Annotated in this window: 22 protein-coding genes and 1 tRNA gene; 14 read left to right on the forward strand and 9 right to left on the reverse strand. The window is 69.5% G+C overall.

Going from position 1 to position 22859, the window contains the following annotated elements:
• Positions 1-37: 37 nt before the first annotated feature.
• The gene (locus ACFC1J_RS15515; protein WP_375907937.1) at positions 38-973 is read right to left on the reverse strand and encodes a metallophosphoesterase; all 936 of its coding nucleotides are present in this window, start codon (positions 971-973) and stop codon (positions 38-40) included.
• Positions 970-3567: a transglycosylase domain-containing protein gene (locus ACFC1J_RS15520; RefSeq protein WP_375907940.1), complete on the reverse strand. Its 2598-nt coding sequence runs from the start codon at positions 3565-3567 to the stop codon at positions 970-972. The genes ACFC1J_RS15515 and ACFC1J_RS15520 overlap by 4 nt, the downstream gene beginning before the upstream one ends.
• Positions 3568-3641: 74 nt before the next feature.
• Here ACFC1J_RS15520 and ACFC1J_RS15525 point away from each other — a divergent pair, with 74 nt between their 5' ends.
• A complete protein-coding gene (locus ACFC1J_RS15525) occupies positions 3642-3866 on the forward strand; it encodes a hypothetical protein (protein WP_309342382.1) in 225 nt (74 codons plus the stop codon).
• Positions 3863-4321: a RidA family protein gene (locus ACFC1J_RS15530; RefSeq protein WP_375907944.1), complete on the forward strand. Its 459-nt coding sequence runs from the start codon at positions 3863-3865 to the stop codon at positions 4319-4321. Before ACFC1J_RS15525 ends, ACFC1J_RS15530 begins: the two co-directional genes overlap by 4 nt.
• Positions 4322-4403: 82 nt before the next feature.
• On the opposite strand, the gene acs is transcribed toward ACFC1J_RS15530, so the two are convergent.
• Positions 4404-6368, reverse strand: a complete 1965-nt coding sequence (gene acs, locus ACFC1J_RS15535) for an acetate--CoA ligase (protein WP_375907947.1) — start codon at positions 6366-6368, stop codon at positions 4404-4406.
• Positions 6369-6890: 522 nt separating this feature from the next.
• Between acs and ACFC1J_RS15540 the strand changes: the two genes are divergently transcribed.
• The 10 genes from ACFC1J_RS15540 to ACFC1J_RS15585 all read left to right on the forward strand — a co-directional run bounded on the left by ACFC1J_RS15540 (position 6891) and on the right by ACFC1J_RS15585 (position 16514).
• Positions 6891-7880, forward strand: coding sequence for a TadA family conjugal transfer-associated ATPase (locus tag ACFC1J_RS15540; RefSeq protein ID WP_375907949.1), 990 nt, complete (start codon positions 6891-6893; stop codon positions 7878-7880).
• Positions 7874-8830, forward strand: a complete 957-nt coding sequence (locus tag ACFC1J_RS15545; RefSeq protein WP_375907952.1) for a type II secretion system F family protein — start codon at positions 7874-7876, stop codon at positions 8828-8830. Before ACFC1J_RS15540 ends, ACFC1J_RS15545 begins: the two co-directional genes overlap by 7 nt.
• 124 nt (positions 8831-8954) lie before the next feature.
• A complete protein-coding gene (locus tag ACFC1J_RS15550; RefSeq protein WP_045273627.1) occupies positions 8955-9164 on the forward strand; it encodes a DUF4244 domain-containing protein in 210 nt (69 codons plus the stop codon).
• Complete coding sequence (locus tag ACFC1J_RS15555) at positions 9161-9625, forward strand: TadE family type IV pilus minor pilin (protein WP_375907954.1); 465 nt, start codon at positions 9161-9163, stop codon at positions 9623-9625. Before ACFC1J_RS15550 ends, ACFC1J_RS15555 begins: the two co-directional genes overlap by 4 nt.
• Entirely contained in the window at positions 9625-9966 is a 342-nt protein-coding gene (locus tag ACFC1J_RS15560; RefSeq protein WP_375907957.1) for an Rv3654c family TadE-like protein, read from the forward strand. The genes ACFC1J_RS15555 and ACFC1J_RS15560 overlap by 1 nt, the downstream gene beginning before the upstream one ends.
• A gap of 62 nt (positions 9967-10028) precedes the next feature.
• The gene (gene topA / locus ACFC1J_RS15565; protein WP_375907960.1) at positions 10029-12878 is read left to right on the forward strand and encodes a type I DNA topoisomerase; all 2850 of its coding nucleotides are present in this window, start codon (positions 10029-10031) and stop codon (positions 12876-12878) included.
• Positions 12875-13510 (forward strand): dTMP kinase, encoded by a 636-nt coding sequence (tmk, locus tag ACFC1J_RS15570; RefSeq protein ID WP_375907962.1) that lies wholly within the window; start codon positions 12875-12877, stop codon positions 13508-13510. Before topA ends, tmk begins: the two co-directional genes overlap by 4 nt.
• An 84-nt stretch (positions 13511-13594) precedes the next feature.
• Positions 13595-14752: a DNA polymerase III subunit delta' gene (locus ACFC1J_RS15575; RefSeq protein WP_375907965.1), complete on the forward strand. Its 1158-nt coding sequence runs from the start codon at positions 13595-13597 to the stop codon at positions 14750-14752.
• Positions 14749-16305, forward strand: a complete 1557-nt coding sequence (locus ACFC1J_RS15580; RefSeq protein ID WP_375907967.1) for an alpha/beta hydrolase — start codon at positions 14749-14751, stop codon at positions 16303-16305. Before ACFC1J_RS15575 ends, ACFC1J_RS15580 begins: the two co-directional genes overlap by 4 nt.
• Before the next feature lie 136 nt (positions 16306-16441).
• Positions 16442-16514 (forward strand) — tRNA-Thr (locus ACFC1J_RS15585).
• Positions 16515-16705: 191 nt separating this feature from the next.
• Here ACFC1J_RS15585 and ACFC1J_RS15590 read toward each other — a convergent pair.
• From ACFC1J_RS15590 to ACFC1J_RS15615, 6 genes are all read right to left on the reverse strand, one after another.
• Positions 16706-17164, reverse strand: coding sequence for a GNAT family N-acetyltransferase (locus ACFC1J_RS15590; RefSeq protein WP_375907970.1), 459 nt, complete (start codon positions 17162-17164; stop codon positions 16706-16708).
• A gap of 253 nt (positions 17165-17417) precedes the next feature.
• A complete protein-coding gene (locus tag ACFC1J_RS15595; protein WP_375907973.1) occupies positions 17418-18134 on the reverse strand; it encodes an SDR family oxidoreductase in 717 nt (238 codons plus the stop codon).
• Between the two features lie 16 nt (positions 18135-18150).
• The gene (locus ACFC1J_RS15600) at positions 18151-18465 is read right to left on the reverse strand and encodes a carboxymuconolactone decarboxylase family protein (RefSeq protein ID WP_375907976.1); all 315 of its coding nucleotides are present in this window, start codon (positions 18463-18465) and stop codon (positions 18151-18153) included.
• Between the two features lie 4 nt (positions 18466-18469).
• Complete coding sequence (locus tag ACFC1J_RS15605; protein ID WP_375907979.1) at positions 18470-18892, reverse strand: cupin domain-containing protein; 423 nt, start codon at positions 18890-18892, stop codon at positions 18470-18472.
• Positions 18892-19749, reverse strand: coding sequence for a helix-turn-helix transcriptional regulator (locus ACFC1J_RS15610; protein WP_375907982.1), 858 nt, complete (start codon positions 19747-19749; stop codon positions 18892-18894). The genes ACFC1J_RS15605 and ACFC1J_RS15610 overlap by 1 nt, the downstream gene beginning before the upstream one ends.
• 4 nt (positions 19750-19753) lie before the next feature.
• Positions 19754-20632 (reverse strand): aldo/keto reductase, encoded by an 879-nt coding sequence (locus ACFC1J_RS15615; protein WP_375907984.1) that lies wholly within the window; start codon positions 20630-20632, stop codon positions 19754-19756.
• A gap of 101 nt (positions 20633-20733) precedes the next feature.
• On the opposite strand from ACFC1J_RS15615, the gene ACFC1J_RS15620 reads away from it, so the two are divergent.
• On the forward strand, positions 20734-22185 hold the full coding sequence (locus ACFC1J_RS15620) for an MFS transporter (RefSeq protein ID WP_375907987.1): 1452 nt from the start codon (positions 20734-20736) through the stop codon (positions 22183-22185).
• Between the two features lie 116 nt (positions 22186-22301).
• Complete coding sequence (locus tag ACFC1J_RS15625) at positions 22302-22838, forward strand: flavodoxin (protein ID WP_375907989.1); 537 nt, start codon at positions 22302-22304, stop codon at positions 22836-22838.
• Positions 22839-22859: the final 21 nt, after the last annotated feature.

A 22859-nucleotide genomic window follows, 5' to 3' on the forward strand; every position in this document is an offset into this window, starting at 1 on the left:
GGTGGAACCCGCGCGTGGCGCGGAGGCGCCGAGTCCATCAAGCCCGCGGCAGCAGCGTCAGCAGAGTCGCCTCGGGGCGGCACGCGAAACGCACCGGCGCGTAGATCGAGTGTCCGCAGCCGGCGCTGACGTTGAGGGGCACCGTACGGCCGGCGTGGGACCACGTGCTGAGGCCCTTCGCCTGCTTCAGGGGGATGTCGCAGTTCGCCACGATCGCGCCGAAGCCCGGGATGCACACCTGGCCGCCGTGCGTGTGGCCGCCCAGGATCGCGTCCGCGCCCAGATCGGTGAACGAGTTCAGCACGCGCTGGTACGGCGCGTGCGTGACCCCCAGGACGGGCACGTCGGCCGGGCGGGAGCCCAGCGCGTCGATCGCGGCGGGAAGCGCGTCGAGCTCGTCCCAGTCGCGATGGGCATCATCGACGCCGAACAGATCCACCCGGGATCCGGCGATCTGAAGCGTGGTCGCGGTGTTGTCCAGATCGACCCAGCCGAGGTCATCGGCGAAGAATCGGTCCAGAGCCTCGGTGTCGAGCTCCGGGGCCGTGATGGAGCGCGCCGAGGGGCCCATGAAGTACCGGAACGGATTGCGGGGCGATGGTGCGAACTTGTCGTTGGATCCGTGCACGAAGACACCGGGCGTTCCCGCGAACGGAGCGAACGCCGCGCGGACTCCCTCCAGGCCGTCCTTGTGGCCGAGGTTGTCGCCGGTGTTCACGACGAGGTCGGGGCGGAGATCCGCCAGGGAGGCGAGCCAGCGCTGCTTGCGATGCTGCCAGGGCGCCATGTGCGCGTCGGAGACGTGCAGGATGCGCAGCGGCCGGGATCCCGCCGGCAGCGACCGCGCCGTGGCGTGGCGCAGCGTGAAGAGGTAGCGCTCGATGCCGATGCCCCAGGTGGCGGCCGCGACACCGGCGGCCCCCACCGCACCGAGTGCGATGAGGGCCGAACGGGTGGTGCGTGAGGACGTCATCCCTGGCAGTTCTTCTTCACGTAGTTGAGCGTGACGGCGGAGCCCTTCGGGGCGGCTGTTCCGGCAGCCGGGGACGTGGCAGACACGGTGCCGGAGTCATCTCCGTTGCCGGGCGTGCATGTGCCCTTCGCGGCCTGGAAGCCCGCGGCCTTGAGCGCGTTGGCGGCGTCGCCCATGGTCATCCCGACCACGTTCGGGACCGAGGCGCCCTGCCCATTGCTCGGTGAGATCGTGATCGTGCTGCCGGTGACGACCTGACCGGGGCCCGGATCCTGCTGGGCGACCTGGTCCGTTGGCAGATTGCTCTGCACGGCGGGGCCCACGGAGACCGAGAATCCTGCACCCTCGAGCGTCTGCGTGGCCTGGTCGACGGTCATGCCGACCACGCTGGGCAGGTTCGTGTACGACTGCTTGAGCAGACTCTGCGACGGGTCGGGGAAGGCGCCGCCCGGGAAGAGCTCATCCGCTGCTGCGGTGATCTGGCGGCTGAGTCCGTAGCGGATGTCGGGGACGTTGACGTCGTGCGAGTAGAAGTTGTAGATGTCGGCGTCACCGTTGGCCTGGCCGACCCACACGGCGGTGGTCGCCGCGGTGGACGAGTCGACCAGCATCGTCTGCGCGCTCTCGTGCGTACCCGTCTTGCCGATCAGCGGGGTGCCGTCATCGGGGTTCGCGCGCGATCCGGTGCCGCCCGAGTTCATGACGCCCTGCAGCGCGTACGCCGCAGTGGCCGCGATCTCGGGCTTGATGACCTCGGTGCAGGCCGGCGGCGGAAGCGGGATGTCGGTGCCGTCGGGACCAGTGATCTTGTCGATCGCATACGGCGCGCAGCGGGTGCCGTTGTTGGCGACCGCTGCGTAGGCGGATGCCATGTCGAGTGCGGCGATGTTCTTAGAGCCGAGCACGTCGAACGGCACGTTCTGATCCGTGACGCTGCCGCCGTCGCCCAGATGCACGCCCATGCGCTGCGCGACCTGGTTGATGTCGCAGAGATCCAGCTTCGAAGCCATCGAGAGGAAACCTGAGTTCAGCGAGTCGCGAGTGAACTGCATCGGGGTCCCGGTGTAGCCGCTCTGGTTGTTGAAGTTCTTGATCGGCGTTTCCGTCGACATCGTGGAAGTGCCGCACTTCATGGTGTAGTTCTTCACGGGGGCCGCCAGGGTCTCCCGCACCGAGTGCCCCTTCTCCAGCCAGTCGATGAGCGTGAAGATCTTGTACGTCGAACCCACGGAGAAACCGATTCCTCCGCCGTGCGCCGCGTCGGCGCCGTAGACGATCGACGTCAGGCCGCTCGTCGCGGTATCGGTCTGCTCCTCGGTGAAGCCGGTGTTCTGCGCGAGGGCGAGGATCCGTCCCGTCTTCGGGTCGATGGTTGTCGCAGCCGCACCGAAGTCCATCCCCTCGATGGTCGGCGTGGTGTGATCGGCCATCGCCTGCAGCGCTGCCCCTTGCATCGGGGCGGAGAGCGTGGTGTAGACGTTGAGGCCGCCGCGCAGAAGCTTGTCGGAGCGGTCCTTCACCGGACCCAGCACCGAGTCGAGCGACGTGTCGTTCTCGAGAGTCGCCTTGACGTACTGGCAGAAGAAGGCGTTGCCGCCCGCGTCCCCGCAGCCCGAGGAGGGCGTCTTGATCGCCGGGGTGATCGGCTGCTCCTTGGCGGCCTCGTACTCCGCCTTGGTGATCTTTCCGAGCGCCTCCATGCGGCTGAGCACGTAGTTCCGGCGCACCAGGGTGTCGTGGTAGCCGTCGGCCTGCGAGTTCTTGCAGTTGTTGCCGTCCTTGTCGCAGTCGTACGTGCCACCGGGCATGTCGATGCGGAAGGCGTTGGGGTTCTGCACCATGCCGACCAGGGTCGCGGCCTGCACGGCGTTCAGCTGCAGCGCCGAGACGCTGAAGTAGCGCTGCGCCGCGGCCTCGATGCCGTAGGTGGTGCCGCCGAAGTTCACCAGGTTCAGATACCCGATGAGGATGTCGTTCTTGGAGTACTGCTTCTCGATCGCCGTGGCGTAGCGGATCTCCTGCAGCTTGCGCGCGATGCCCTTGGACCCGACGGCGGAGGCCGCGTCGAGCCAGCACTGCTGCAGCTTGTCGTCGCGCTTCTCGTCGCTGAGCGGCACGCCCTTCTCGCACTCCTGCAGCAGCACGTTCTTGACGTACTGCTGGCTGATCGAGGATCCGCCGTTCGTCGAGGACCCGCTCACGTTGCCTACGACCGCCTTGATCGTTCCGGCGATGTCGATGCCGCCGTGCGTGTAGAAGTTCTTGTCCTCGCTCGCCAGCAGCGCATCGAACAGCACCGGGGCGACCTGGTCGTACTTCACAGGGATGCGGTTCTGGTCGTAGAACCGCGCCATGACCTGGTCGGCGCCGTTGGCGTCCTTGGAGTAGATCGTGGTCGGCTGCATGGGGCGATCGACCTTCAGATTCGAGGGCAGGCCCTCGAACAGGTCGATCGACTGAGCGGCGGCAGCACCGGTGACGGCGAACACCGGAGTGACGGTGGCCGTGACGAGCACACCGGCGACGACGCTGAGACCGACAAGGCCGGCCAGGCCGCTGAGCACACCGGTGAGCGTGCGTTTGGTCTGAGGCATACGCTTGATCGTAGGGGAGTTCCCTGAACGCAAACTTTGACGCGCCAGAGCGCGTCCGTCCCTCCGGGAGAGCCATGACCACGTGGGAATACCTCACCACACCGCTGCTGATCCACAACACCGCCGCCATCCTGAACAACTGGGGCAAGCAGGGCTGGGAGCTCGTGCAGGTGGTGACCGGGCCCGAGGGCGGGCTCGTCGCATACCTCAAGCGTCCGGTCGGCGGCGATGCGGCCGCCAACACCGGTCTTTCCGCGGCGGCAGAGGCCGCGCGTCAGTTCGAAGGAGAATCCGCATGACCATCAGCGCTCGTCTCGCCGAGCTCGGCATCGAGCTCCCGTCCGTCGCCGCTCCGGTCGCCGCCTACGTGCCGGCCCGTGTGCACGCGGGCCTCGTCCACACCTCCGGCCAGCTGCCGTTCGTGGCCGGATCTCTGCCCGCGACAGGCAAGGTCGGTGCGGAGATCCCCGCCGAGGACGCCAAGGGACTCGCCCGCCTGTGCGCGCTCAACGCGATCGCCGCGGCGGCCGACGCGGCCGGCGGCGTGGACCGTCTCGGCGGCGTGCTGCGGGTGAGCGGCTTCGTCGCCTCCGATCCGTCTTTCTCCGGCCAGCCCGGCGTGATCAACGGGGCGAGCGAGGTGCTCGGCGAGATCTTCGGCGACGCCGGCAAGCACGTCCGCGCGGCGGTCGGCGTGGCCGTGCTGCCCCTGGACAGCCCGGTCGAGGTCGAGGTCGTCTTCACGCTCGCCTGAGTCCTCACGACAGAAGGGACGCTCTCGGGGGAGAGCGTCCCTTCTGCGTTCGGGGATCCGGATCCTCGACGGGTTCGGATCCCTACTTCACCTGCGCCGAGATGGTCGACATCACCATCGTGTCCGCGAGCGTCGTGGTGTCGCCGACCTCACGGCCTTCGGCGACGTCACGCAGCAGGCGGCGCATGATCTTGCCGGAGCGGGTCTTGGGCAGCTCGGCGACGATGTAGACGTCGCGCGGGCGGGCGATCGGGCCGATCTGCTCGCCGACCCAGCCGCGCAGCAGCTGCGCCAGGCCTTCGGGGACGTGCACCTTGAGATAGCTCTCCTTGATGATCACGAAGGCGACGACCGCCTGGCCCGTGGTCTCGTCGGAGGCACCGACCACGGCGGCCTCGGCGGTGGCCTCATGCGCGACGAGCGCCGACTCGATCTCGGCGGTGGAGAGCCGGTGGCCGGAGACGTTCATCACGTCGTCGACCCGGCCGAGCAGCCACAGGTCTCCGTCCTCGTCGAAGCGCGCGCCGTCGCCGGCGAAGTAGTAGCCCTGCTTCTCGAACTTCTCCCAGTACGTCTCCTTGAAGCGCTCCGGGTCGCCCCAGATGCCTCGGAGCATGCTCGGCCACGGTTCGGTGATCGCCAGGAGTCCGCCGCCGCCCACGCCCTGAGGCCTGCCGTCGTCGTCGACCACGTCGATGGACACCCCCGGCAGCGGCACCTGCGCCGAACCCGGCTTGGTCGCGGTGATGCCGGGAAGCGGGGAGACCATGATCGCCCCGGTCTCGGTCTGCCACCAGGTGTCCACGATCGGCGTGCGGCTGCCGCCGATGACGTCGCGGTACCAGATCCAGGCCTCGGGGTTGATCGGTTCGCCGACCGAGCCGAGCAGGCGCAGGGAGGTCAGGTCGTACTGGTTCGGGATCTCGCGACCGAGCTTCATGAAGGAGCGGATCGCGGTGGGCGCGGTGTAGAGCGTGGTGACGCCGTACTTCTGGATGATGTCCCACCAGCGTCCCTGCTGCGGAGTCTCGGGCGTGCCCTCGTACATGACCTGGGTGGCGCCGTTCGCGAGCGGTCCGTAGGTCACGTACGAGTGTCCGGTGACCCACCCGATGTCGGCCGTGCACCAGTAGACGTCGGTCTCGGGCTTCAGGTCGAAGACGACGCGGTGCGTGTACGACGCCTGGGTGAGGTATCCGCCCGAGGTGTGCAGGATGCCCTTGGGCTTTCCGGTCGTGCCGGAGGTGTAGAGGATGAACAGCGGGTTCTCGGCGGGGAACGCCTGGGCCTCGTGCGCGTTCGAGGCAGCACCGACGACGTCCTGGTACCAGAGGTCGCGCTCGTCGTCCCAGTCGATCTCGTTCTCGCAGCGCTTGACCACGATCACGTGCTCGACCGTGTTCTGCTCGCCTTCGCCGCGATCGGCGAGCGCCTGGTCGACCGTGGGCTTGAGCGCCGATGCCTTGCCCTTGCGGTAGCCGCCGTCGGCGGTGATGACGAGCTTCGCGCCGGCGTCGTCGATCCGGGAGCGCAGGCTGTCGGCGCTGAACCCGCCGAACACGACCGAGTGGATCGCTCCGATGCGGGCGACGGCGAGCATCGAGGCCACCGCTTCGGGGATCATCGGCAGGTAGATGGCGACGCGGTCGCCGTGTCCGATGCCGAGGCCCTCGAGCACGTTCGCGAGGCGCTTGACCTCGTCGGTGAGCTCGGCGTAGGTGACCCGCCGCTCGTCGCCGGGCTCGCCTTCCCAGAGCAGGGCGACGCGGTCGCCGTTGCCGGCCTCGACGTGCCGGTCGAGGCAGTTGTAGGCGACATTGAGCTCGCCGTCGGCGAACCACTTCGCGAACGGCGGGGTCGACCAGTCCAGCACCTCGGTGAACGGCGTGTTCCAGTGCAGCTCGCGAGCCTGCTTCGCCCAGAACGCCTCGCGATCGGTGGCCGCCTCCGTGTAGATCTCCGGCTGCGCGACGGCCGCCGCGGCGGATTCGGGAGAGGGCGGGAACACCCGGGTCTCGTCGAAGACGTGATCGATCTGGCTGCTCATGGTGAGGGGTCGCTCCTTTGCGGCGGGGAGATCGCGGCGTGAGCCGTGACATCGGCGAATCTAGCTGCGCCCATCGTCTCTCACTACCGACGGAAGTCGGTAGTGAGGTCCGTTTTGTATGGCGCCTTTTCGGACGTACACTGTCCGACGGCCGATCAATCGAATCCGGCTTTCCTGCGGCTCCGACGGTCCCCCTCCGTCGGCCGCAGTCGGGCGGCATCCCATTCCCCCCGTGGGGTGCCGCCCACTCTTCTTTCCACGGTCGCATTCCTCCGTCGTGTCTGGTTGGCTCGACGCCGGAGCCCGTCCGCTGGCCTGCAGATCTGCAGGACGTTCGCACGTCTGCAGGAGGATTCGGCCGGATCCATCCTTCGGAGTGGCACTTCTCCTGCGGAGTCACCGCCCACGGCCGCACACTTCCACAGCGGACGCTCGTTCCGCACAGGCCCGTGGAGCAGCGGGTAGTGCACGGATTGCGCGGACCGAGCCCCGAGCCGGTTCGCGGGTGCCTAGCGTCGGGACATGGCCTCGCCCTTCGTGATCGTCCCGCGTGGATCCTCAGCCGCCGCCGAGCGACTGGACCTGGATCCGGCGTTCGGCGACCTCGCCGCGCATGCGGTCGATCCGCAGGTGACCGATCTGTTCCTGAACGGCGCCGCCGGACTCTTCCTCGACCGCGGCGCCGGCGCCGAGGCAGTGCCCGGATGGACCGCGTCCGAGCGGGAGGTGAGGGAGCTCGCCGTGCGCCTGGTGGCCCTCGGAGGCAGACATCTCGACGATCAGGCTCCCTGCGTGGACGTGCGACTCGCGTCGGGCGTGCGCGTGCATGCCGTGCTCGCCCCGGTGTCGACCGGCGGCACCGCCGTCTCGGTGCGCATCCCGCGGGTGCGTGCGGCGGATCTGGACGATCTCGGGCGGCTCGGGGCGATCGACCGGGCGCAGCGGGCCTGGCTCGAGCAGACGGTGCACGACAGGAGGAACGTCCTGATCACGGGCGGCACCGGGACGGGAAAGACCACGATGCTGGCGGCCATGCTCGCCCATGTCCCGCCGCACGAGCGGATCGTCACCGTCGAGGACGTCGCAGAGCTGCGGCCCCGACATCCGCACCATGTCTCGCTCGAGGCGCGGCAGCCGAACCTGGAGGGGGTCGGCGCGATCAGCGTGGCGCGGCTCGTCCGGGAGTCGCTGCGGATGCGGCCCGACCGGCTGATCGTGGGGGAGTGCCGAGGCGAGGAGATCCGCGACCTGCTGACCGCGCTGAACACGGGTCATGACGGCGGAGCGGGCACGCTGCACGCGAGCGGGCTCGCCGACGTTCCGGCGCGGCTGGAGGCGCTCGGCGCCCTCGCGGGGATGGATCCGCCGGCGCTCGCGCGCCAGGCCGTGAGCGCCTTCGCGTACGTGCTGCATCTCGTGCGCGTCGAGGGCGGGATCCGCCGGCTCGCGCAGGTGGGCGTGCTGCGGCTGGACGGCGAGCATCTCGGCATCGAGGAGGTCCGGCCATGGTGAGCGACGGGTATGCGCGCCGTGGCGCCCGCGGCCATCGCCGTGCGCGGCGTCCGCGTCGACGCGGCGGGGAGATCTCCGAGGGCGAGGTCGCGGCGGTCGTGCGGACACTGGCCGTCCTGCTGCAGGCGGGAGCGGCCCCGCTCACGGCCTGGCGGCACCTGGCGGAGAGCGGTTCGGTGGATGCGGTCGAGGTGCTCGCCGACGTGGAGCGGGGACGTGCGCTGGTCGACGCCATCCGTGCCAGGGGCGGGACCTGGCGCATGGTGGGTGCGGCGTGGGGGATCGCCGCCACCGTCGGTGCGCCTCTGGGCGAGGTGCTGCGAGCGATCGCGGCGGCGCTCGAGGGCGCCAGTGAGATCAGGGCCGAGATCTCGGTCGCGCTCGCCGAACCCGCGGGCACCGCGCGTCTCATGCTGTGGCTGCCGCTCGTGGGTCTGATGCTCGGAATCGCGCTCGGCTTCGACACCGTCACGGTGCTGCTGACGCAGCCCGCAGGGTGGATCTGCCTGGCCATGGGGCTCGGGCTGCTCCTGGTCGCGAGGGCATGGACGAGGGCGCTGGTGCGCCGCGCTGCGCCCTCTCCGGGCATCCCCGGATTCCGCGCGGAGCTGCTCGTCGTCGCGCTCACCGGGGGAACGGCGATTCCGCGTGCCCGTGCCCTCGTCGAGCAGGAGATCGGGGCGGACGACGATCCCGCAACAGCGGGCGAGGAGATCGAGCGCGTGCTGCGCCTCTCCTCCGCCGCCGGAGTGCCGGCCGTGGAGCTCCTCCGGGCGGAGGCGGATCGCGCGCGCCGTGATGCCCGCACCGCCGGCCGCACCAGGGCGGCACGGCTGAGCTCGCGCCTGCTGCTCCCGCTCGGGGCATGCACGCTCCCGGCGTTCATGCTGCTCGGCGTCGCTCCTCTGGTCCTCAGCGTGCTGTCCACGACCCCGCTGCCGTTCGCCTGAGTCCGACGGCGCTCGACCGGGCGCCGTCATCCCGAAGAAGAAAGAAAGAAGGAACACCATGAATCAGATCCGTCCTACCGCGTCGACGACGCGGTCGTCGGCACCGCCCAAGATTGCCGCCCCGATGACGCCGGTCGCGCGAGCGCTGCCACCGCTCACCCGAGGCCGTGCCGCCCTGCTGTTCGGCGACGACACCGGCGCCGCCACCGCGGAGTACGCCATCGCGACGATGGCCGCGGTCGCCTTCGCCGGCCTGCTCGTCGTCATCATGCGCTCGGATGAGGTGCGCGGGATCCTGACAGACCTCGTGCGCCGGGCGCTGACGGTGGCATGACCCGTCCGGCGCGCCCGACGGCGCGGACCCGAGCCGGTCGCGGCGGGGCGCTCTCAGGGGGCGGGGTCCGCGACCCGGCGCATGCGGAACGCGCCGACCGCGACCGCGCGCTCGCCGCGGGCGCCCGCCACGACCGGGAGCGCGGCTCCGCGACGGCGGAGGTCGCGGTGGCACTGCCGATCGTCGTGCTGACGCTGCTCCTCGGCGTCGGCGCACTCGGGGCGGGCGTGCGCACGGTGGCGCTCCAGGACGCGGTGGCCGACGCGGCGCGCATCATCGGGCGCGGCGACGATGCGGGTGATGCGCACGCCGCGGTGGCGCGTGCGGATCCTGCCGCCGGGTTCACGGTGAACAGGTCCGATGCGCTCGTCTGCGTGACCGCGTCGGCCGAGGCCCGCATCCTCGGCGGCATCGCCGTGCCGATCCGTGCGACCGGCTGCGCGCTGGACGGAGGTCGGTGATGGCGGGGTCCGTGCTCGCGCTCGGCGGGATCGCCGTGATCGCGGCGCTCGGACTCGGCGCGGCTATGGTCGGTGGAGCGGGAGCGACGTCGCAGCGGCTGGCGGCCGCGGCCGATGCTGCCGCGCTCGCGGGCGCCGATGCTCTCTCCGGTGCGATCCCCGTGCCGGAGGAGCCGTGCGCCCTTGCGGCCAGGGTCGCCGTGGCGCACGCCGTGGCCCTGCAGGACTGCCGGATCGACGGCGCCGTGGTCATCGTGCACGTCTCAGCGGCGTACGCTGGATTCCCGGCCGTCGCCGGATCCCGTGCAGGACCACCCGAACCTCCTGCCGGCGACGGATGACCGCGCTGAGTCCCCGACTCCGGTGCGGTGTGTATGGTGTGCTTCGACGAAAGGACGCACCCGTGGCGCAAGGCAAGAAGCTTGTCATCGTCGAGTCTCCGACGAAGATGAGGTCCATTCAGGGCTATCTCGGCGACGGCTTCGAGGTGCTCAGCTCGGTGGGTCACATCCGTGACCTCGCCGACAAGAAGGACATCCCCGCTGCTGACAAGCAGGCGTACGGCAAGTACTCGATCGACGTCGACAACGACTTCGATCCCTATTACGTGGTCTCGGATCGCAAGACCAAGACCGTCGCCGAGCTCAAGCGCGCGCTCAAGACCGCCGACGAGCTCCTGCTCGCCACCGATGAGGACCGCGAGGGCGAGGCCATCGCGTGGCACCTGCTGGAGACGCTGAAGCCGAAGGTCCCGGTCAAGCGGATGGTGTTCCACGAGATCACCAAGGACGCGATCCAGGCCGCGGTCGGCAACACCCGCGAGCTCGACCTCGCGCTCGTCGACGCGCAGGAGACCCGCCGGATCCTGGACCGCCTCTACGGCTGGGACGTCTCTCCCGTGCTCTGGTACAAGGTGAAGTCCGGACTCTCCGCCGGCCGCGTGCAGTCCGCCGCCACCCGTATGGTCGTGGACCGTGAGCGCGAACGCATGGCGTTCGTGTCCGCCGAGTACTGGGACGTCGACGCCAAGGCTGCGGCCTCCGGCACCGCGTTCAGCGTGCGCCTGGTGCGCCTGGACGGCGGCGCGATCGCCCGTGGCACCGACTTCGACGACAACGGCGCGCTGAAGAAGGCCGTCGTCGTGCTGGACGAGAAGGCCGCCACCGCGCTCGCCGCGGCCGTCGACGCGGTCGGATCCGGCACCGTCTCCAAGGTCGAGGCGAAGCCGGGAACGCGCAGCCCGTACGCCCCGTTCACCACCTCCACGCTGCAGCAGGAGGCGGGACGCAAGCTCTCGATGAGCGCGAAGCAGGCGATGAGCGTCGCCCAGCGTCTCTACGAGAAGGGCTTCATCACCTATATGCGCACCGACTCGACCGCGCTCAGCACCCAGGCGGTGCAGGCGGCCCGGTCGCAGGCGGTCGCGCTCTACGGCGACGCCGCCGTGCCGCTCAAGCCGCGTGTCTACAAGTCCAAGAGCAAGAACGCGCAGGAGGCGCACGAGGCGATCCGCCCGTCGGGCGAGCAGTTCCGCACGCCCGCGTCCGTCTCCTCGCAGCTGGACCGCGAGGAGCAGCGCCTCTACGACCTCATCTGGAAGCGCACGGTCGCGAGCCAGATGTCCGACGCGAAGTACGAGACCACCACCGTCACGATCGCGGTGAATGCGGACGGTCGCACCGCGGAGTTCACCGCATCCGGCACCGTCTACACCTTCAAGGGCTTCCTGGAGGCGTACGAGGAGGGCAAGGACGAGCGTCGCAACGCCGCCGACGCCGCCGAGAACCAGTCGCTGCCCGCGGTCGCCGTGGGCGATGTGCTGGGCGTCGCGGATGCCGAGGCCAAGTCGCACCGCACCACGCCGAAGCCCCGCTACACCGAGGCGTCGCTGGTCAAGGCGCTCGAGGAGCACGGGATCGGCCGGCCGTCGACCTTCGCCAGCACCATCGGCACGATCATCGACCGCGGCTACGCGACCAAGCGCGGCCAGGCGCTCGTGCCGACGTGGATGGCGTTCAGCGTCGTGCGGCTGCTCGAGCAGCACTTCGCCGACCTCATCGACTACGACTTCACCGCGGCGCTCGAGGATGACCTCGACGCGATCGCCCGTGGCGAGCAGAAGCGCATCGAGTGGCTGCACTCCTTCTATTTCGGATCCGACGCGCACGTGGGCCTGCGTCAGGTGGTCGACAACCTCGGTGAGATCGACGCACGGGCGCTGAACGCCACGCGGATCACCGACACCGCGACCCTCCGCTTCGGAAAGTACGGCCCCTACCTCGAGGTCGCCGACCCCGCGCAGCCCGATGCGAAGCCGCGCATCGTCAACGTGCCGGAGGATCTCGCCCCGGACGAGCTGACGGCGGTCAAGGCGCAGGAGCTCATCGACGCTCCCGTCGCCGGCGACCGCGTGCTCGGGGAGAACCCCGACAACGGCAAGGTCATCGTCGTCAAGGACGGTCGCTTCGGCCCGTACATCCAGGAGAACGATCCGGTCTCCGACGACGACCAGGTCGATGAGGCCACCGGCGAAGTCGTGGAGGCTCCCAAGCCGAAGCGCGGCGCCAAGAAGGAGACGGCCCCCAAGCCGCGCACCGCATCGCTGTTCCGCTCGATGTCGGTCGACACGATCGATCTCGACACCGCGCTCAAGCTCCTCGAGCTCCCGCGCGTCGTGGGCGTCGACCCGGCGACCGATGAGGAGATCACCGCGCAGAACGGCCGTTTCGGGCCATACCTGAGGAAGGGTGCGGACTCGCGCTCGCTGGAGAGCGAGCAGCAGATCTTCGACATCGACCTCGATCAGGCGCTGGCGATCTACGCCCAGCCCAAGTACGGCGCTCGGCGTGCGTCGAGCGCGCTCGCCGAGTTCGACGCGGATCCCGTGAGCGGCAAGCCGATCCGGATCCGCGACGGCCGGTTCGGGGCATACGTCACCGACGGCGAGACCAACGTGACGATCCCGCGCGGTCAGCAGGTGCAGGACGTCACGTTCGAGACCGCGGTGCAGATGCTGGCCGAGAAGCGCGCGAAGGGGCCGGCCCCCAAGCGCGGATCCCGCACCACCGCCGCGAAGAAGGCCCCCGCCAAGACCACGGCCAAGAAAGCGCCGGCCAAGACCGCGGCCAAGAAGGCGCCGGCCAAGAAGGCGGCGGCGAGCGACGCCGACAAGGCCGCCGCCCGCTCCGCAGCAGCGAAGAAGGCTGCAGCCACCAGGGCCGCCAACGCGGCGAAGAAGCAGGCCGGGGCGTGAGCGAGAGCCGCGGCCTCTGGATCACGCTCGAGGGCGGCGACGGCACGGGCAAGACCACCCAGGCCGCGCTGCTGGAGGAGTGGCTGCGGGGGCAGGGGTGGAAAGCCCTGCGCACGCGCGAGCCCGGCGGCTCCGAGGTGGGCGTGCTCATCCGCGACATCGTGCTGCATCACCGCGGCGACATCGCGCCCCGCGCCGAGGCGCTGCTGTACGCCGCCGACCGCGCGCACCACGTCGCGACGGTCGTGCGTCCCGCGCTCGATCGCGGCGAGGTCGTGATCCAGGACCGCTACCTCGACTCCTCGGTCGCGTACCAGGGCGCCGGCCGGGTTCTGGATGCGGACGAGGTGCGCGGGCTGTCGCTGTGGGGCGCCGAAGGCGCTCTGCCCGACCTCACCGTGCTGCTCGACCTCGACCCCGCCATCGCGCGCCGCCGCCTGGATTCGGCGGAGAAGCCGTTCGACCGGCTCGAGGCCGAACGCGAGGAGTTCCACGGGCGGGTGCGCGATTCCTTCCTCGCGCTGGCGGCGGCCGAGCCGGAGCGATTCCTTGTCGTCGACGCCGCTCAGGATCCCGGCGAGATCGCAGCTGCGGTGCGCGCCCGGGTGGCGGCGCTGCTGGCCCGGGCCTGATCCGGACCGAACACGAGCTTGAGTCGAGCCGCTCCCCCGCGGACGGGGCGTGCGATGTCGCCCGCCCCGGTTAGGCTTGACCGCATGCCGGCCACCGTTCTCGCTCCCTTTCCGTGGACGGACGTGTGGGGGCAGGACGCGGCCGTCGAGACGTTGCGCACCGCCGTTGCCGATCCCGCCGCGATGTCGCACGCGTGGCTCATCACCGGCCCGCCCGGATCGGGTCGTTCGACGCTCGCCACCGCGTTTGCGGCATCGCTGATCTCCGAGCGCCCCGATGACGAGCAGACCATGCGCCAGGTGCTCGCCGGCACCCACCCCGACGTGACGGTGCTGCGCACGGAGAAGGTGATCATCTCGATCGCCGAGGCGCGGGCACTCGTCGAGCGGTCCTACTTCGGCCCGTCCAGCGGGCGGTATCGCGTCATCGTCGTCGAGGATGCCGATCGCATGACCGAGCGCACCTCGAACGTCCTGCTGAAGGCGCTCGAGGAACCGCCCGAGCAGACGGTCTGGATTCTGTGCGCGCCGAGCGAGGCGGATCTGCTGCCTACGATCCGGTCCCGCGTGCGGTCCCTGCGGCTGCGCGAGCCCGATGTGTCCGCGGTCGCGGAGCTCATCGTGCGCCGCACCGGCGCCGATCCCGTCGTCGCCGAGCAGGCCGCGCGGCATGCGCAGCGGCACATCGGCATGGCCCAGCGGCTCGCGACCGACCCCGCCGCCCGCGCCCGCCGCGAGCAGACCCTGCGCGCCGTGCTGGGCGCCCGCGGGGTCAACGACGCCGTCGAGGTCGCCGGGCAGATCGTGCAGGCCGCGACCGACGATGCGAAGGCGCTCACGGCTGAACGGGACGAGGCCGAACGGCGCTCCCTGCTGCACACGGTGGGGATCGCCGAGGGGCAGGCGGTGCCGCCCGCCGTGCGCTCGCAGATCAACGCTCTCGAGGACGAGCAGAAGCAGCGCGCCAAACGCAGCGTGCGCGACGGTCTCGACCGCGTGCTCACCGATCTGCAGTCGCTGTTCCGGGACGTGGTGATGCTGCAGTTCGACCGCGACGACGTGTTGATCAACGCCGAGCTCGCACCGGAGCTCGCCGCCCTCGCGGCCGCCTGGCAGCCGGAGCGCACGCTCGTCGTGCTCGACCATCTCGCCGAGACCAGGGAAGCGCTGGAGCGCAACGTCGCCCCCGCGCTCGCCCTCGAGAGCTTGCTCGTGACCGTCACGAGCGGGAGGAGACCATGAACACGCGTTCCCCCTCGCGCCTGCGTCGTACCGCGGTGGTGGTGGCGGGTCTCGTCGTCGCCGCGATCACGTTGTCGGGCTGCCTGTATTCGATGATCCCTGCGCAGTCCACGTCGGCGGGGCCGGCGGCGAGCCCCGACACGTCGGGCATCGCCGAAGACCTCAAGCCCTTCTACGGGCAGAAGCTGAGCTGGTCGGCCTGCGGAAGCGGCATGGACTGCACCACCGTGAAGGCGCCGCTGGACTGGGAGGACCCGGCGAAGGGATCCCTCGACCTCGCCGTGGTGCGCCACCGGGCCACCGGTGCGTCCAAGGGCTCCCTCCTGACGAATCCTGGCGGACCCGGTGCGAGCGGCCTCGACCTGATCAAGTCGAGCCTCGACTACGCGGTCAGTCCCACGCTCATCAAGAACTACGACGTGATCGGCTTCGACCCGCGCGGCGTCGGATCCTCCACCGCCGTGAAATGCCTCGACGCGTCGCAGATGGACGACTACCTCTACGGGCTCAGGCCCGGCGCCCGCGGTGGCGACGAGTGGACGGCAGCGCAGAAGACCGCCAACAAGGACTTCGCCGACGCCTGCAAGCAGAACAGCGACCGGATCCTGCCGTACATCACGACGGTGAACTCCGCACGCGACATGGACCTGCTGCGCGGCGTCCTCGGCGACAAGAAGCTGAACTACCTCGGCTACTCCTACGGCACCTTCCTCGGCGCGACCTACGCCGAGCTGTACCCCGAGCGGGTCGGGCACCTGGTGCTGGACGGCGCCCTGGATCCGGCCGTCTCCAACCTCGACGTCAGCACCACGCAGGCCGTCGGATTCGAATCCGCTCTGCGCGCGTACATGGCCGATTGCCTGAAGGACAAGAAATGCCCGTTCCAGGGCACGGTCGACGACGCCATGAGCGACCTCAGCGCCCTCCTGGCGAGCGTCGACCGCTCGCCGCAGAAGAACGCGGACGGCCGCATGCTGGGCGCGGACACGCTGATGACCTCGATCGTCGCGGCGCTCTACTCGCAGGACAGCTGGTCGTACCTGACTCAGTCGCTCACGGCGGTGCTGAAGGGAGATCCGTCGGTGGCCTTCCAGCTCGCGGACTTCTACAACAACCGCGAGAACGGGAAGTACTCCGACAACTCGACCGAGGCGTTCCGGGCGTACAACTGCATGGATTACCCCCTGGAGGAGGACGCGGCGGCCAAGGCGGCGTCCGACGCCAAGATCAAGGCCGAGGCGCCGACCATCGCCCCGTACTGGGACGGCCCCGACCCCTGTGAGCAGTGGCCGTACCCGCCCACGGGCAAGCGCGGGGAGATCACGGCGGCGGGATCCGGTCCCATCCTCGTGGTCGGCACGACGAACGACCCCGCGACCCCGTACGCCTGGGCCGAGTCGCTCGCGAAGCAGCTCGAGGGTGGAATCCTCATCACCCGCGTGGGCGAGGGGCACACCGGTTACAACAAGGGCAACTCGTGCGTGGACGACGCTGTGGACGCCTACTTCGTCGACAGCACCGTGCCGGACAAAGCGGGGATCCGCTGCGAGTAGCGCCCCCGGCGGCCCGGTCACGGTGATCACCGTGACCGGGCCGCGCCCGGGCTGCGCGTGGTTCGCAGCACACCCGCGGACAGGGTAGGATCGTTGATCGTGCGGTTCACCCGCATGCGCACCTCTCGGGGTGTGCGCCGCCCTAGCTCAGTCGGCAGAGCATTTCACTCGTAATGAAAAGGTCAAGGGTTCGATTCCCTTGGGCGGCTCGATGGGAACCCTCGGTTTCCCGCAGAATCCTGCGGAGAACCGGGGGTTCCGCCGTTTACCCGTCAGAGGATGCCCCGCGCCCTGCCAGGGCGAGAGGCATCTGTTCCCGATTGGCCATTGCTCGTTGCCTCCCACGGTCTTGGTGCGCGTCTCGCGCGGGCGCATCATCCCAATGAGGATCGTGTCGACCTCAGTGATGCAGTGAGAGGTGCAGGATCGGGTAGGGACGGCCGTCGCCGTCGAGATCGTCGCGCCCCGTCTGGGCGAAGCCCCGGCTCAGGTAGAAGCCGAGTGCGCCGGCGTTCTGCTCGTTGACGTCCACCCGCGTGACTGCGAGGTGATCGATGACGTGCTGGAGAAGAAGCGTGCCCACCCCTGAGCCCCGTGCGTCGTCGGCGACGAAGAGCATTTCCAAGGAGCCGTCCGCGGCTCCGGCGAAGCCGACGGGTTGTTCGTCCAGCTCCGCAACGACCAGCGTCACTGCAGGGAAGTATGCCGAGGCGAGTTTGCTCTCGATACGCGCGAAGTCTTCATCCGCGAGGAAGTCGTGCGTGGCGCCAACAGCACTGCGCCAGATATCGACGAGTCGCGGGTACTCGTGGGTGCCGAGCGAAGGGCGGACGGCTACGGGAGTCGGGTCGACGGACATTCTGCGATCCTGCCAGAAGCGCTTCGGCGGGGTGAAACTCAGGTAAGCGGCGCGATAGCGCTCGGGCCGTCGCGGTCGACAGCGGGTGTGGTCGACCTTCCGATCGACGACGTCCTGCCCGATCGTGGACGCGATCGCGGCGCGGGATCTTCGCGCCCTTCTCGCCGGCCCACTCGACGTGGCCGTGCGTCGGGACGCCGCGGCCCGGCACTGTCGGCGGGGGAGGTGTTCGTGAAGGAACTGTTCCGCTTGCTCAGACCTGGCCGGCGGGCCGGAGGAGGATCTCGTTGATGGCGAGGTGGCGGGGGCGCTGGATGGCGAAGGCGATGATCTCGGCGATGTCGTCGGCGGTGACTTCAGCGTGGCTGTACATCTCGTTGACGGACGTGTTGGTTTCGGTGTGCGTGATGTGGGTGGGCAGCTCGGTCGCGACCACGCCGGGTTCGATGAGGGTCACGCGCACCGTGGGAAGCAGCTCCTGGCGGAGGGATTCGGACCACCCGTTGACGCCCCATTTGGTGGCGGCATAGACGCCGTTGCCGGCGCGGGCGGTGCGCCCGGCGACCGAGGAGATGTTGATGATGTCGGCGGCCCCGCCGGCGGTGAGCTGGTCGAGGAACACTTCGGTGGCGGTGATCGCGCCGAGCAGGTTCACCTCGATCATCTGCCGGTAGTCGTCGCGCTGGTCGGCGGAGAACGGGCCGAGCAGCATGACGCCGGCGTTGTTGACCAGGACGTCGGCGCCGCCGAGCTCCTGGACCTGGTCGGCTGCGGCGAGGAGGGTGTCGCGGTCGGTGACGTCCGCGGCGATCGCGGTGGCCCGGTCGCCGAGTTCCACGGCGAGCTGCTCGATGCGCTCGGTACGGCGCGCGAGCAGCACGACGTGGTGGCCGGCGTCGTGGAGTGCGCGGGCGGTGGCGGCGCCGATGCCTGAAGACGCACCGGTGATGACAGTGATAGGGGTGGTCATAAGGTGCTCCTGGGTGTCAGTCGGTGAAGACGGTCTTGGCGACCTGGATGGCAGACATCGCTTTGGGCCAGCCGGCGTAGAAAGCCAGGTGGATGATCGCTTCCTTCAGCTCGTCCTCGCTGAGACCGTTGTCGCGGGCGAGGCGGAGGTGGCTGGGCAGTTGCTCGAACGCGCCGCTTGCGACGAGTGCGGCGACGGTGACGAGGCTGCGGTCGCGGCGGCCCAGTTCGGGGCGCGCCCACACGTCGCCGAACAGGACGGTGTCAGTGAGGTCGACGAGCTTGGGGGCGAAATCGCCGATCGCACGCTGCGCGGGGGTGGATTCGGTCATCGGTTCATTCCTTCTCCGCGGCGCGTACCGCCGCGTCGTAGTCCCGCTCGGTGACGTGCTCGGCCCAGGTCACTGGGGGGCCGTCGCCGTGGGGAACGGTGTCGGACAGGGCCAGGTGCGTCATCGGCTCGTCCGGGGTCGCGCCGTGCCAGTGCCATTGGCCGGCTGGGGTGTGCACGGTTTCCCCGGGACGGGCGATGATCGTCTCGCCATCTCGGGAGTGCACGATCGCGATACCGTCGAGGATGTGCAGGGTCTGCCCGCGGGCGTGGACGTGCCAGGCGGTGTGCGCGCCGGCCGCGAACCGGACGATCCCGCCGATCACCATCGGCGGCTGGTCACCGCCGGCGATCGCGTCGACCCGCACCTCGCCCGAGAACCTCTCCGCCGGGCACTCCGTGGTCGGGGGCGGTTCGTACAGGCGCATCAGGACACGGTCTTCGGCGTCGCGGCGAGGCTGCCGAGCAGCTGCAGGCGTTCGGCGGTGGGGGATCCGGGTTCGACGGTGCAGGCATACAGGATCAGCCCGTCGCTGCCGGGCAGAACGAACGCCTCGTACTCGAACTGAAGGTCACCCGCGATCGGGTGGTGGATGCGCTTCGTACCGTTGCGGTGGAAGCGCACGTCGTGCGCCGCCCACAGGGTGCGGAACACATCGCTGCGGGTGACGAGCTCACCGATGAGATCGGTGAGCTCCTTGTCGTGCGGGTTCTGGCCCGCATCGATCCGAAGGGAGGCGACGATGCTGCGGGCTCCCGCTTCCCAGTCGGGGTAATAGACGTGCGATGCGGGGTTCAGGAAAGCGAACCGCGCGTTGTTGCGCCCGTTGGCGGGGTCGTCCAGGACCGGCGCGAACACCGCCGCCCCGAGCGGGTTGGTCGCGACGAAATCCTTGCGTCGATTCGACACGTAGGTGGGGGTGTCGGTGATCGTGTCCAGGAACCGTTGCAGGGTCGGCCGCACCGCCGTCGCTTCTTTCCGTCGCCGGCGGACGGGGCTGGCAGGTGCGGCGGCGCGGGCGAGGTCATGCAAGTGCGTGGTCTCGGCGTCGTCGAGCTGCAATGCGCGGGCGAGAGCATCGAGGACTTCCGGGGACACGCCGGACAGGTTCCCGCGCTCCATCTTTGCGTAGTAGTCCACGCTCATCCCGGCGAGCATCGCGACCTCTTCCCGGCGCAACCCCGCAACCCGCCGCCTGCCACCGCCGATGATCCCAGCCTGTTCCGGGGTGAGGCGGGCCCGGCGAGTGGTCAGGAACTCACGGACCTCAGCGGACGTGTTCACGACGTCACACCTCGGGAATGTCGCGGCCAAAGCTCTCGAGAGTGATCGCCTCGGGCTCGGGCCCGCCACGCACGCCCTTGTCGAGCGCGTCGATGCGGCGAAGCTCGTCGTTGGTGAGCGTGAAGTCGAACACGTCGAAGTTCTCCCGGATCCGCTTCGGCGTGACCGACTTCGGGATCGCGGAACGGCCCTCCTGCAGGTGCCAGCGCAGCATCACCTGCGCCGCCGTCTTCCCATACCGCTCGCCGATCTCGAGAATCGTCGGATCGGTGAACGTGCTCGTCGTCGTCTTGCCGCGGTAGGACGTGATCCCGCCGATCGGAGACCACGCCTGGGTGAGGATGCCGCGCTCCACGTTCGCGGCCTGCACGTCCGGCTGCGTGAAGAACGGGTGCACCTCGACCTGGTTCACCGCCGGCACCACCTCGGTCTCGGCGAGGAGGGCGTCCAGGTGGGTGCGCATGAAGTTGCTCACCCCGATTGCGCGGACCTTCCCGTCCGCGAGCAGCTGCTCGAGCGCCCGGTAGGCGGCGACGGTCTTGTCGAACGCGCCCGGCAGCGCCTGGTGCAGCAGCAGCAGGTCGATCTGGTCGACGCCGAGCTTGCGGACGCTCTTCTCGAACGCGTGCAACGACTGGTCGTACCCGTAGTCGCTGATCCAGACCTTCGTCTCGATGAAGACCTCGTCCCGGGCAAGCCCCGACTCGCGGATCGCATCGCCGACACCACGCTCGTTGCCGTACGCGGCCGCCGTGTCGATCAGCCGGTACCCGGTCTGCAACGCCGCCGTGACGGCATCCGTCGTCTCTGCCGGTGGGGTCTGGAAGACACCGAAGCCGAGGGCGGGCATCGCGACGCCGTTGTTCAAAGTCACTGTGCTCATGACCTCGACGCTACGCGCGCCCGAGTCCGTGCGGGAGTGACTGCCAGTACACGGATAACCCGTCACTGCCACCGCACTGTGCGGGCGCGTGGAATGGCTTCATGATGTCGACGAGTACCTCGAGCACCACCACGGCCCGTGCCGCCCGCCCTGCTGCGATCCTCGCGATCGTGCTGGTCAGCTACTTCATGATCGTGCTCGACAACTCGATCGTGTTCACCGGCCTGTCCCGCATCCGCACCGAGCTCGACTTCACCACCGCGGGTCTGTCGTGGGTGCAGACCGCCTATGCGCTCGTGTTCGGCGGGCTGCTGCTGCTCGCCGCGCGCGCCGGAGATCTCGTCGGCCGGCGCCGCCTCTTCCTCATCGGGCTGGCGATCTTCTCCCTCGCCTCTCTGTCGATCGGTCTCGCTCCCACCGCGGAGTGGATGATCGCTTCCCGCGCCGTGCAGGGCATCGGGTCGGCGATCCTCGCGCCCACCTCGCTCGCGCTCCTGACGACCACGTTCGTCGAGGGGCCGGCCCGCACGCGCGCCGTCGCCGCGTACGGGTCGACCGCCGGTATCGGGGCGAGCCTCGGCCTTGTCGTCGGCGGGCTGCTCGCCGACATCGCATCCTGGCGGGTCGGGTTCCTCATGAACGTCCCGATCGGCGCCGCCCTCCTGAGCGCTACCGTCGTCTTCGTCCGCGAAACCCCACGCACAGGTGGCCGGTTCGACATCGCCGGGGCCATCGCCTCCACCCTCGGCATGACCGCCCTCGTCTACGGCATCACCCGCACCTCGGATGCCGGGTGGGCCGACCCCATCGCCCTCGCATTCATCGCTGCGGGGCTCGTCGTCCTCGTCGGGTTCGCCGTCATCGAATGGCGCACACCGCAACCGATCCTGCCGTCCAGGGTGCTCGCTGACCCGGCCCGCGGCGGCGCATTCCTGGCCCGCATGCTGTTCGCCGGCGCCATCTTCGGCTACTTCTTCTTCGCGTCCCAGTACATGCAGCAAGCCCTCGGATTCAGCCCGCTGGCAGCCGGGCTGGGGTTCCTTCCGATGACGGTCGTCCAGTTCGCACTCTCACTCACCGTCCCCCGACTCACCCGCCGCTACGGCAATAGCAGCCTCGTCGTCGTCGGCCTCGCGATCACCCTCGCCGGCATGATCTGGATCAGCTTCGTCCGACCTGATAGCAGCTACTGGACCGCCCTTGCGCTGCCCATGCTGCTGCTCGGCGCCGGGCAGGGCATCGGTTTCGCACCCCTCACCGCGGCCGGCGTCACCCGCATCGAACCCAGAGACGCTGGTGCCGCCGCTGGCGCGGTCAACGTCGCCCACCAGCTCGGTGGGGCCCTGGGCGTGAGCATCATGGTCGCCGTCGCAACGGCCGGCATCACCGGCACCGACCCGACAGCCATCGCCGCCGAAGCCTCCACCGGGCTCGCCGCCGGCGCCGTCCTCCTCGCACTCGCCCTCGCGGCGGCGTTGTTGCTCATCGTTCGGTGGCGAAACAACGAGACGACCCCTGTTCCCGCCACCTCGGATACGACGGAGAACCGATGATCAGCCGCCGCGCAGCCCTCACCACGATCCTCACCGGCGTGGGAGGCATGATCCTCACCGGCTGCACGCGCCGACCCGGCAGGTCGGCGACGACCTCTCAACCGCAAGGAACTCCTATGCCCACCCCGACACAGGACCGCGCTCTGCTGGTCTATTTCTCCCGCGCTGGGGAGAACTACTCCTACGGCGATCGCGTCGATCTCGAGGTCGGCAACACCAAGGTCGCCGCACGCCTGATCCGCGACCTCATCGACGTCGACGAGTACGAGATCATCGCCGCCGACCCCTACCCCGACGACTACGAAGCCGCCGTCCGACGAAACGTGCAAGAGGAAGGTGACGACGCTCGCCCCGCGATCGTGGGCCTGCTGCCCGACCTTGCGACGTACGACACCATCCTGCTCGGCAGCCCCGTCTGGAACGTCCAAGCACCCATGATCATGCGTACCTTCATCGAGTCCGTCGACCTCGCGAGCAAGACCATCCACCCCTTCGTCACCTACGCGGTCAGCCGCCTGGGAAGGGTGCGCGACGACTACGCCGAGATGCTCCCCGACGCGACCGTCACCGATGGGCTCGCGATTCACGGTGAGACGGTCCGCGATGCCGGGCCCGAGATCCAACGCTGGCTGCAGACCATCGGACTCAGCTGACGAGCATCGGGCGACGCTCCG

Origin of the sequence: Microbacterium sp. NPDC056052 (assembly GCF_042266785.1) — a bacterium.
Taxonomy (GTDB): domain Bacteria; phylum Actinomycetota; class Actinomycetes; order Actinomycetales; family Microbacteriaceae; genus Microbacterium.

Bases quoted from the DNA above. Each gene is read 5' to 3' on its own strand.
- ACFC1J_RS15515 (WP_375907937.1), bottom strand. From the start codon at position 973: ATGACGTCCTCACGCACCACCCGTTCGGCCCTCATCGCACTCGGTGCG.
- ACFC1J_RS15520 (WP_375907940.1), bottom strand. From the start codon at position 3,567: ATGCCTCAGACCAAACGCACGCTCACCGGTGTGCTCAGCGGCCTGGCC.
- ACFC1J_RS15525 (WP_309342382.1), top strand. From the start codon at position 3,642: ATGACCACGTGGGAATACCTCACCACACCGCTGCTGATCCACAACACC.
- ACFC1J_RS15530 (WP_375907944.1), top strand. From the start codon at position 3,863: ATGACCATCAGCGCTCGTCTCGCCGAGCTCGGCATCGAGCTCCCGTCC.
- acs (WP_375907947.1), bottom strand. From the start codon at position 6,368: ATGAGCAGCCAGATCGATCACGTCTTCGACGAGACCCGGGTGTTCCCG.
- ACFC1J_RS15540 (WP_375907949.1), top strand. From the start codon at position 6,891: ATGGCCTCGCCCTTCGTGATCGTCCCGCGTGGATCCTCAGCCGCCGCC.
- ACFC1J_RS15545 (WP_375907952.1), top strand. From the start codon at position 7,874: ATGGTGAGCGACGGGTATGCGCGCCGTGGCGCCCGCGGCCATCGCCGT.
- ACFC1J_RS15550 (WP_045273627.1), top strand. From the start codon at position 8,955: ATGACGCCGGTCGCGCGAGCGCTGCCACCGCTCACCCGAGGCCGTGCC.
- ACFC1J_RS15555 (WP_375907954.1), top strand. From the start codon at position 9,161: ATGACCCGTCCGGCGCGCCCGACGGCGCGGACCCGAGCCGGTCGCGGC.
- ACFC1J_RS15560 (WP_375907957.1), top strand. From the start codon at position 9,625: ATGGCGGGGTCCGTGCTCGCGCTCGGCGGGATCGCCGTGATCGCGGCG.
- ACFC1J_RS15575 (WP_375907965.1), top strand. From the start codon at position 13,595: ATGCCGGCCACCGTTCTCGCTCCCTTTCCGTGGACGGACGTGTGGGGG.
- ACFC1J_RS15580 (WP_375907967.1), top strand. From the start codon at position 14,749: ATGAACACGCGTTCCCCCTCGCGCCTGCGTCGTACCGCGGTGGTGGTG.
- ACFC1J_RS15590 (WP_375907970.1), bottom strand. From the start codon at position 17,164: ATGTCCGTCGACCCGACTCCCGTAGCCGTCCGCCCTTCGCTCGGCACC.
- ACFC1J_RS15595 (WP_375907973.1), bottom strand. From the start codon at position 18,134: ATGACCACCCCTATCACTGTCATCACCGGTGCGTCTTCAGGCATCGGC.
- ACFC1J_RS15600 (WP_375907976.1), bottom strand. From the start codon at position 18,465: ATGACCGAATCCACCCCCGCGCAGCGTGCGATCGGCGATTTCGCCCCC.
- ACFC1J_RS15605 (WP_375907979.1), bottom strand. From the start codon at position 18,892: ATGCGCCTGTACGAACCGCCCCCGACCACGGAGTGCCCGGCGGAGAGG.
- ACFC1J_RS15615 (WP_375907984.1), bottom strand. From the start codon at position 20,632: ATGAGCACAGTGACTTTGAACAACGGCGTCGCGATGCCCGCCCTCGGC.
- ACFC1J_RS15620 (WP_375907987.1), top strand. From the start codon at position 20,734: ATGATGTCGACGAGTACCTCGAGCACCACCACGGCCCGTGCCGCCCGC.
- ACFC1J_RS15625 (WP_375907989.1), top strand. From the start codon at position 22,302: ATGCCCACCCCGACACAGGACCGCGCTCTGCTGGTCTATTTCTCCCGC.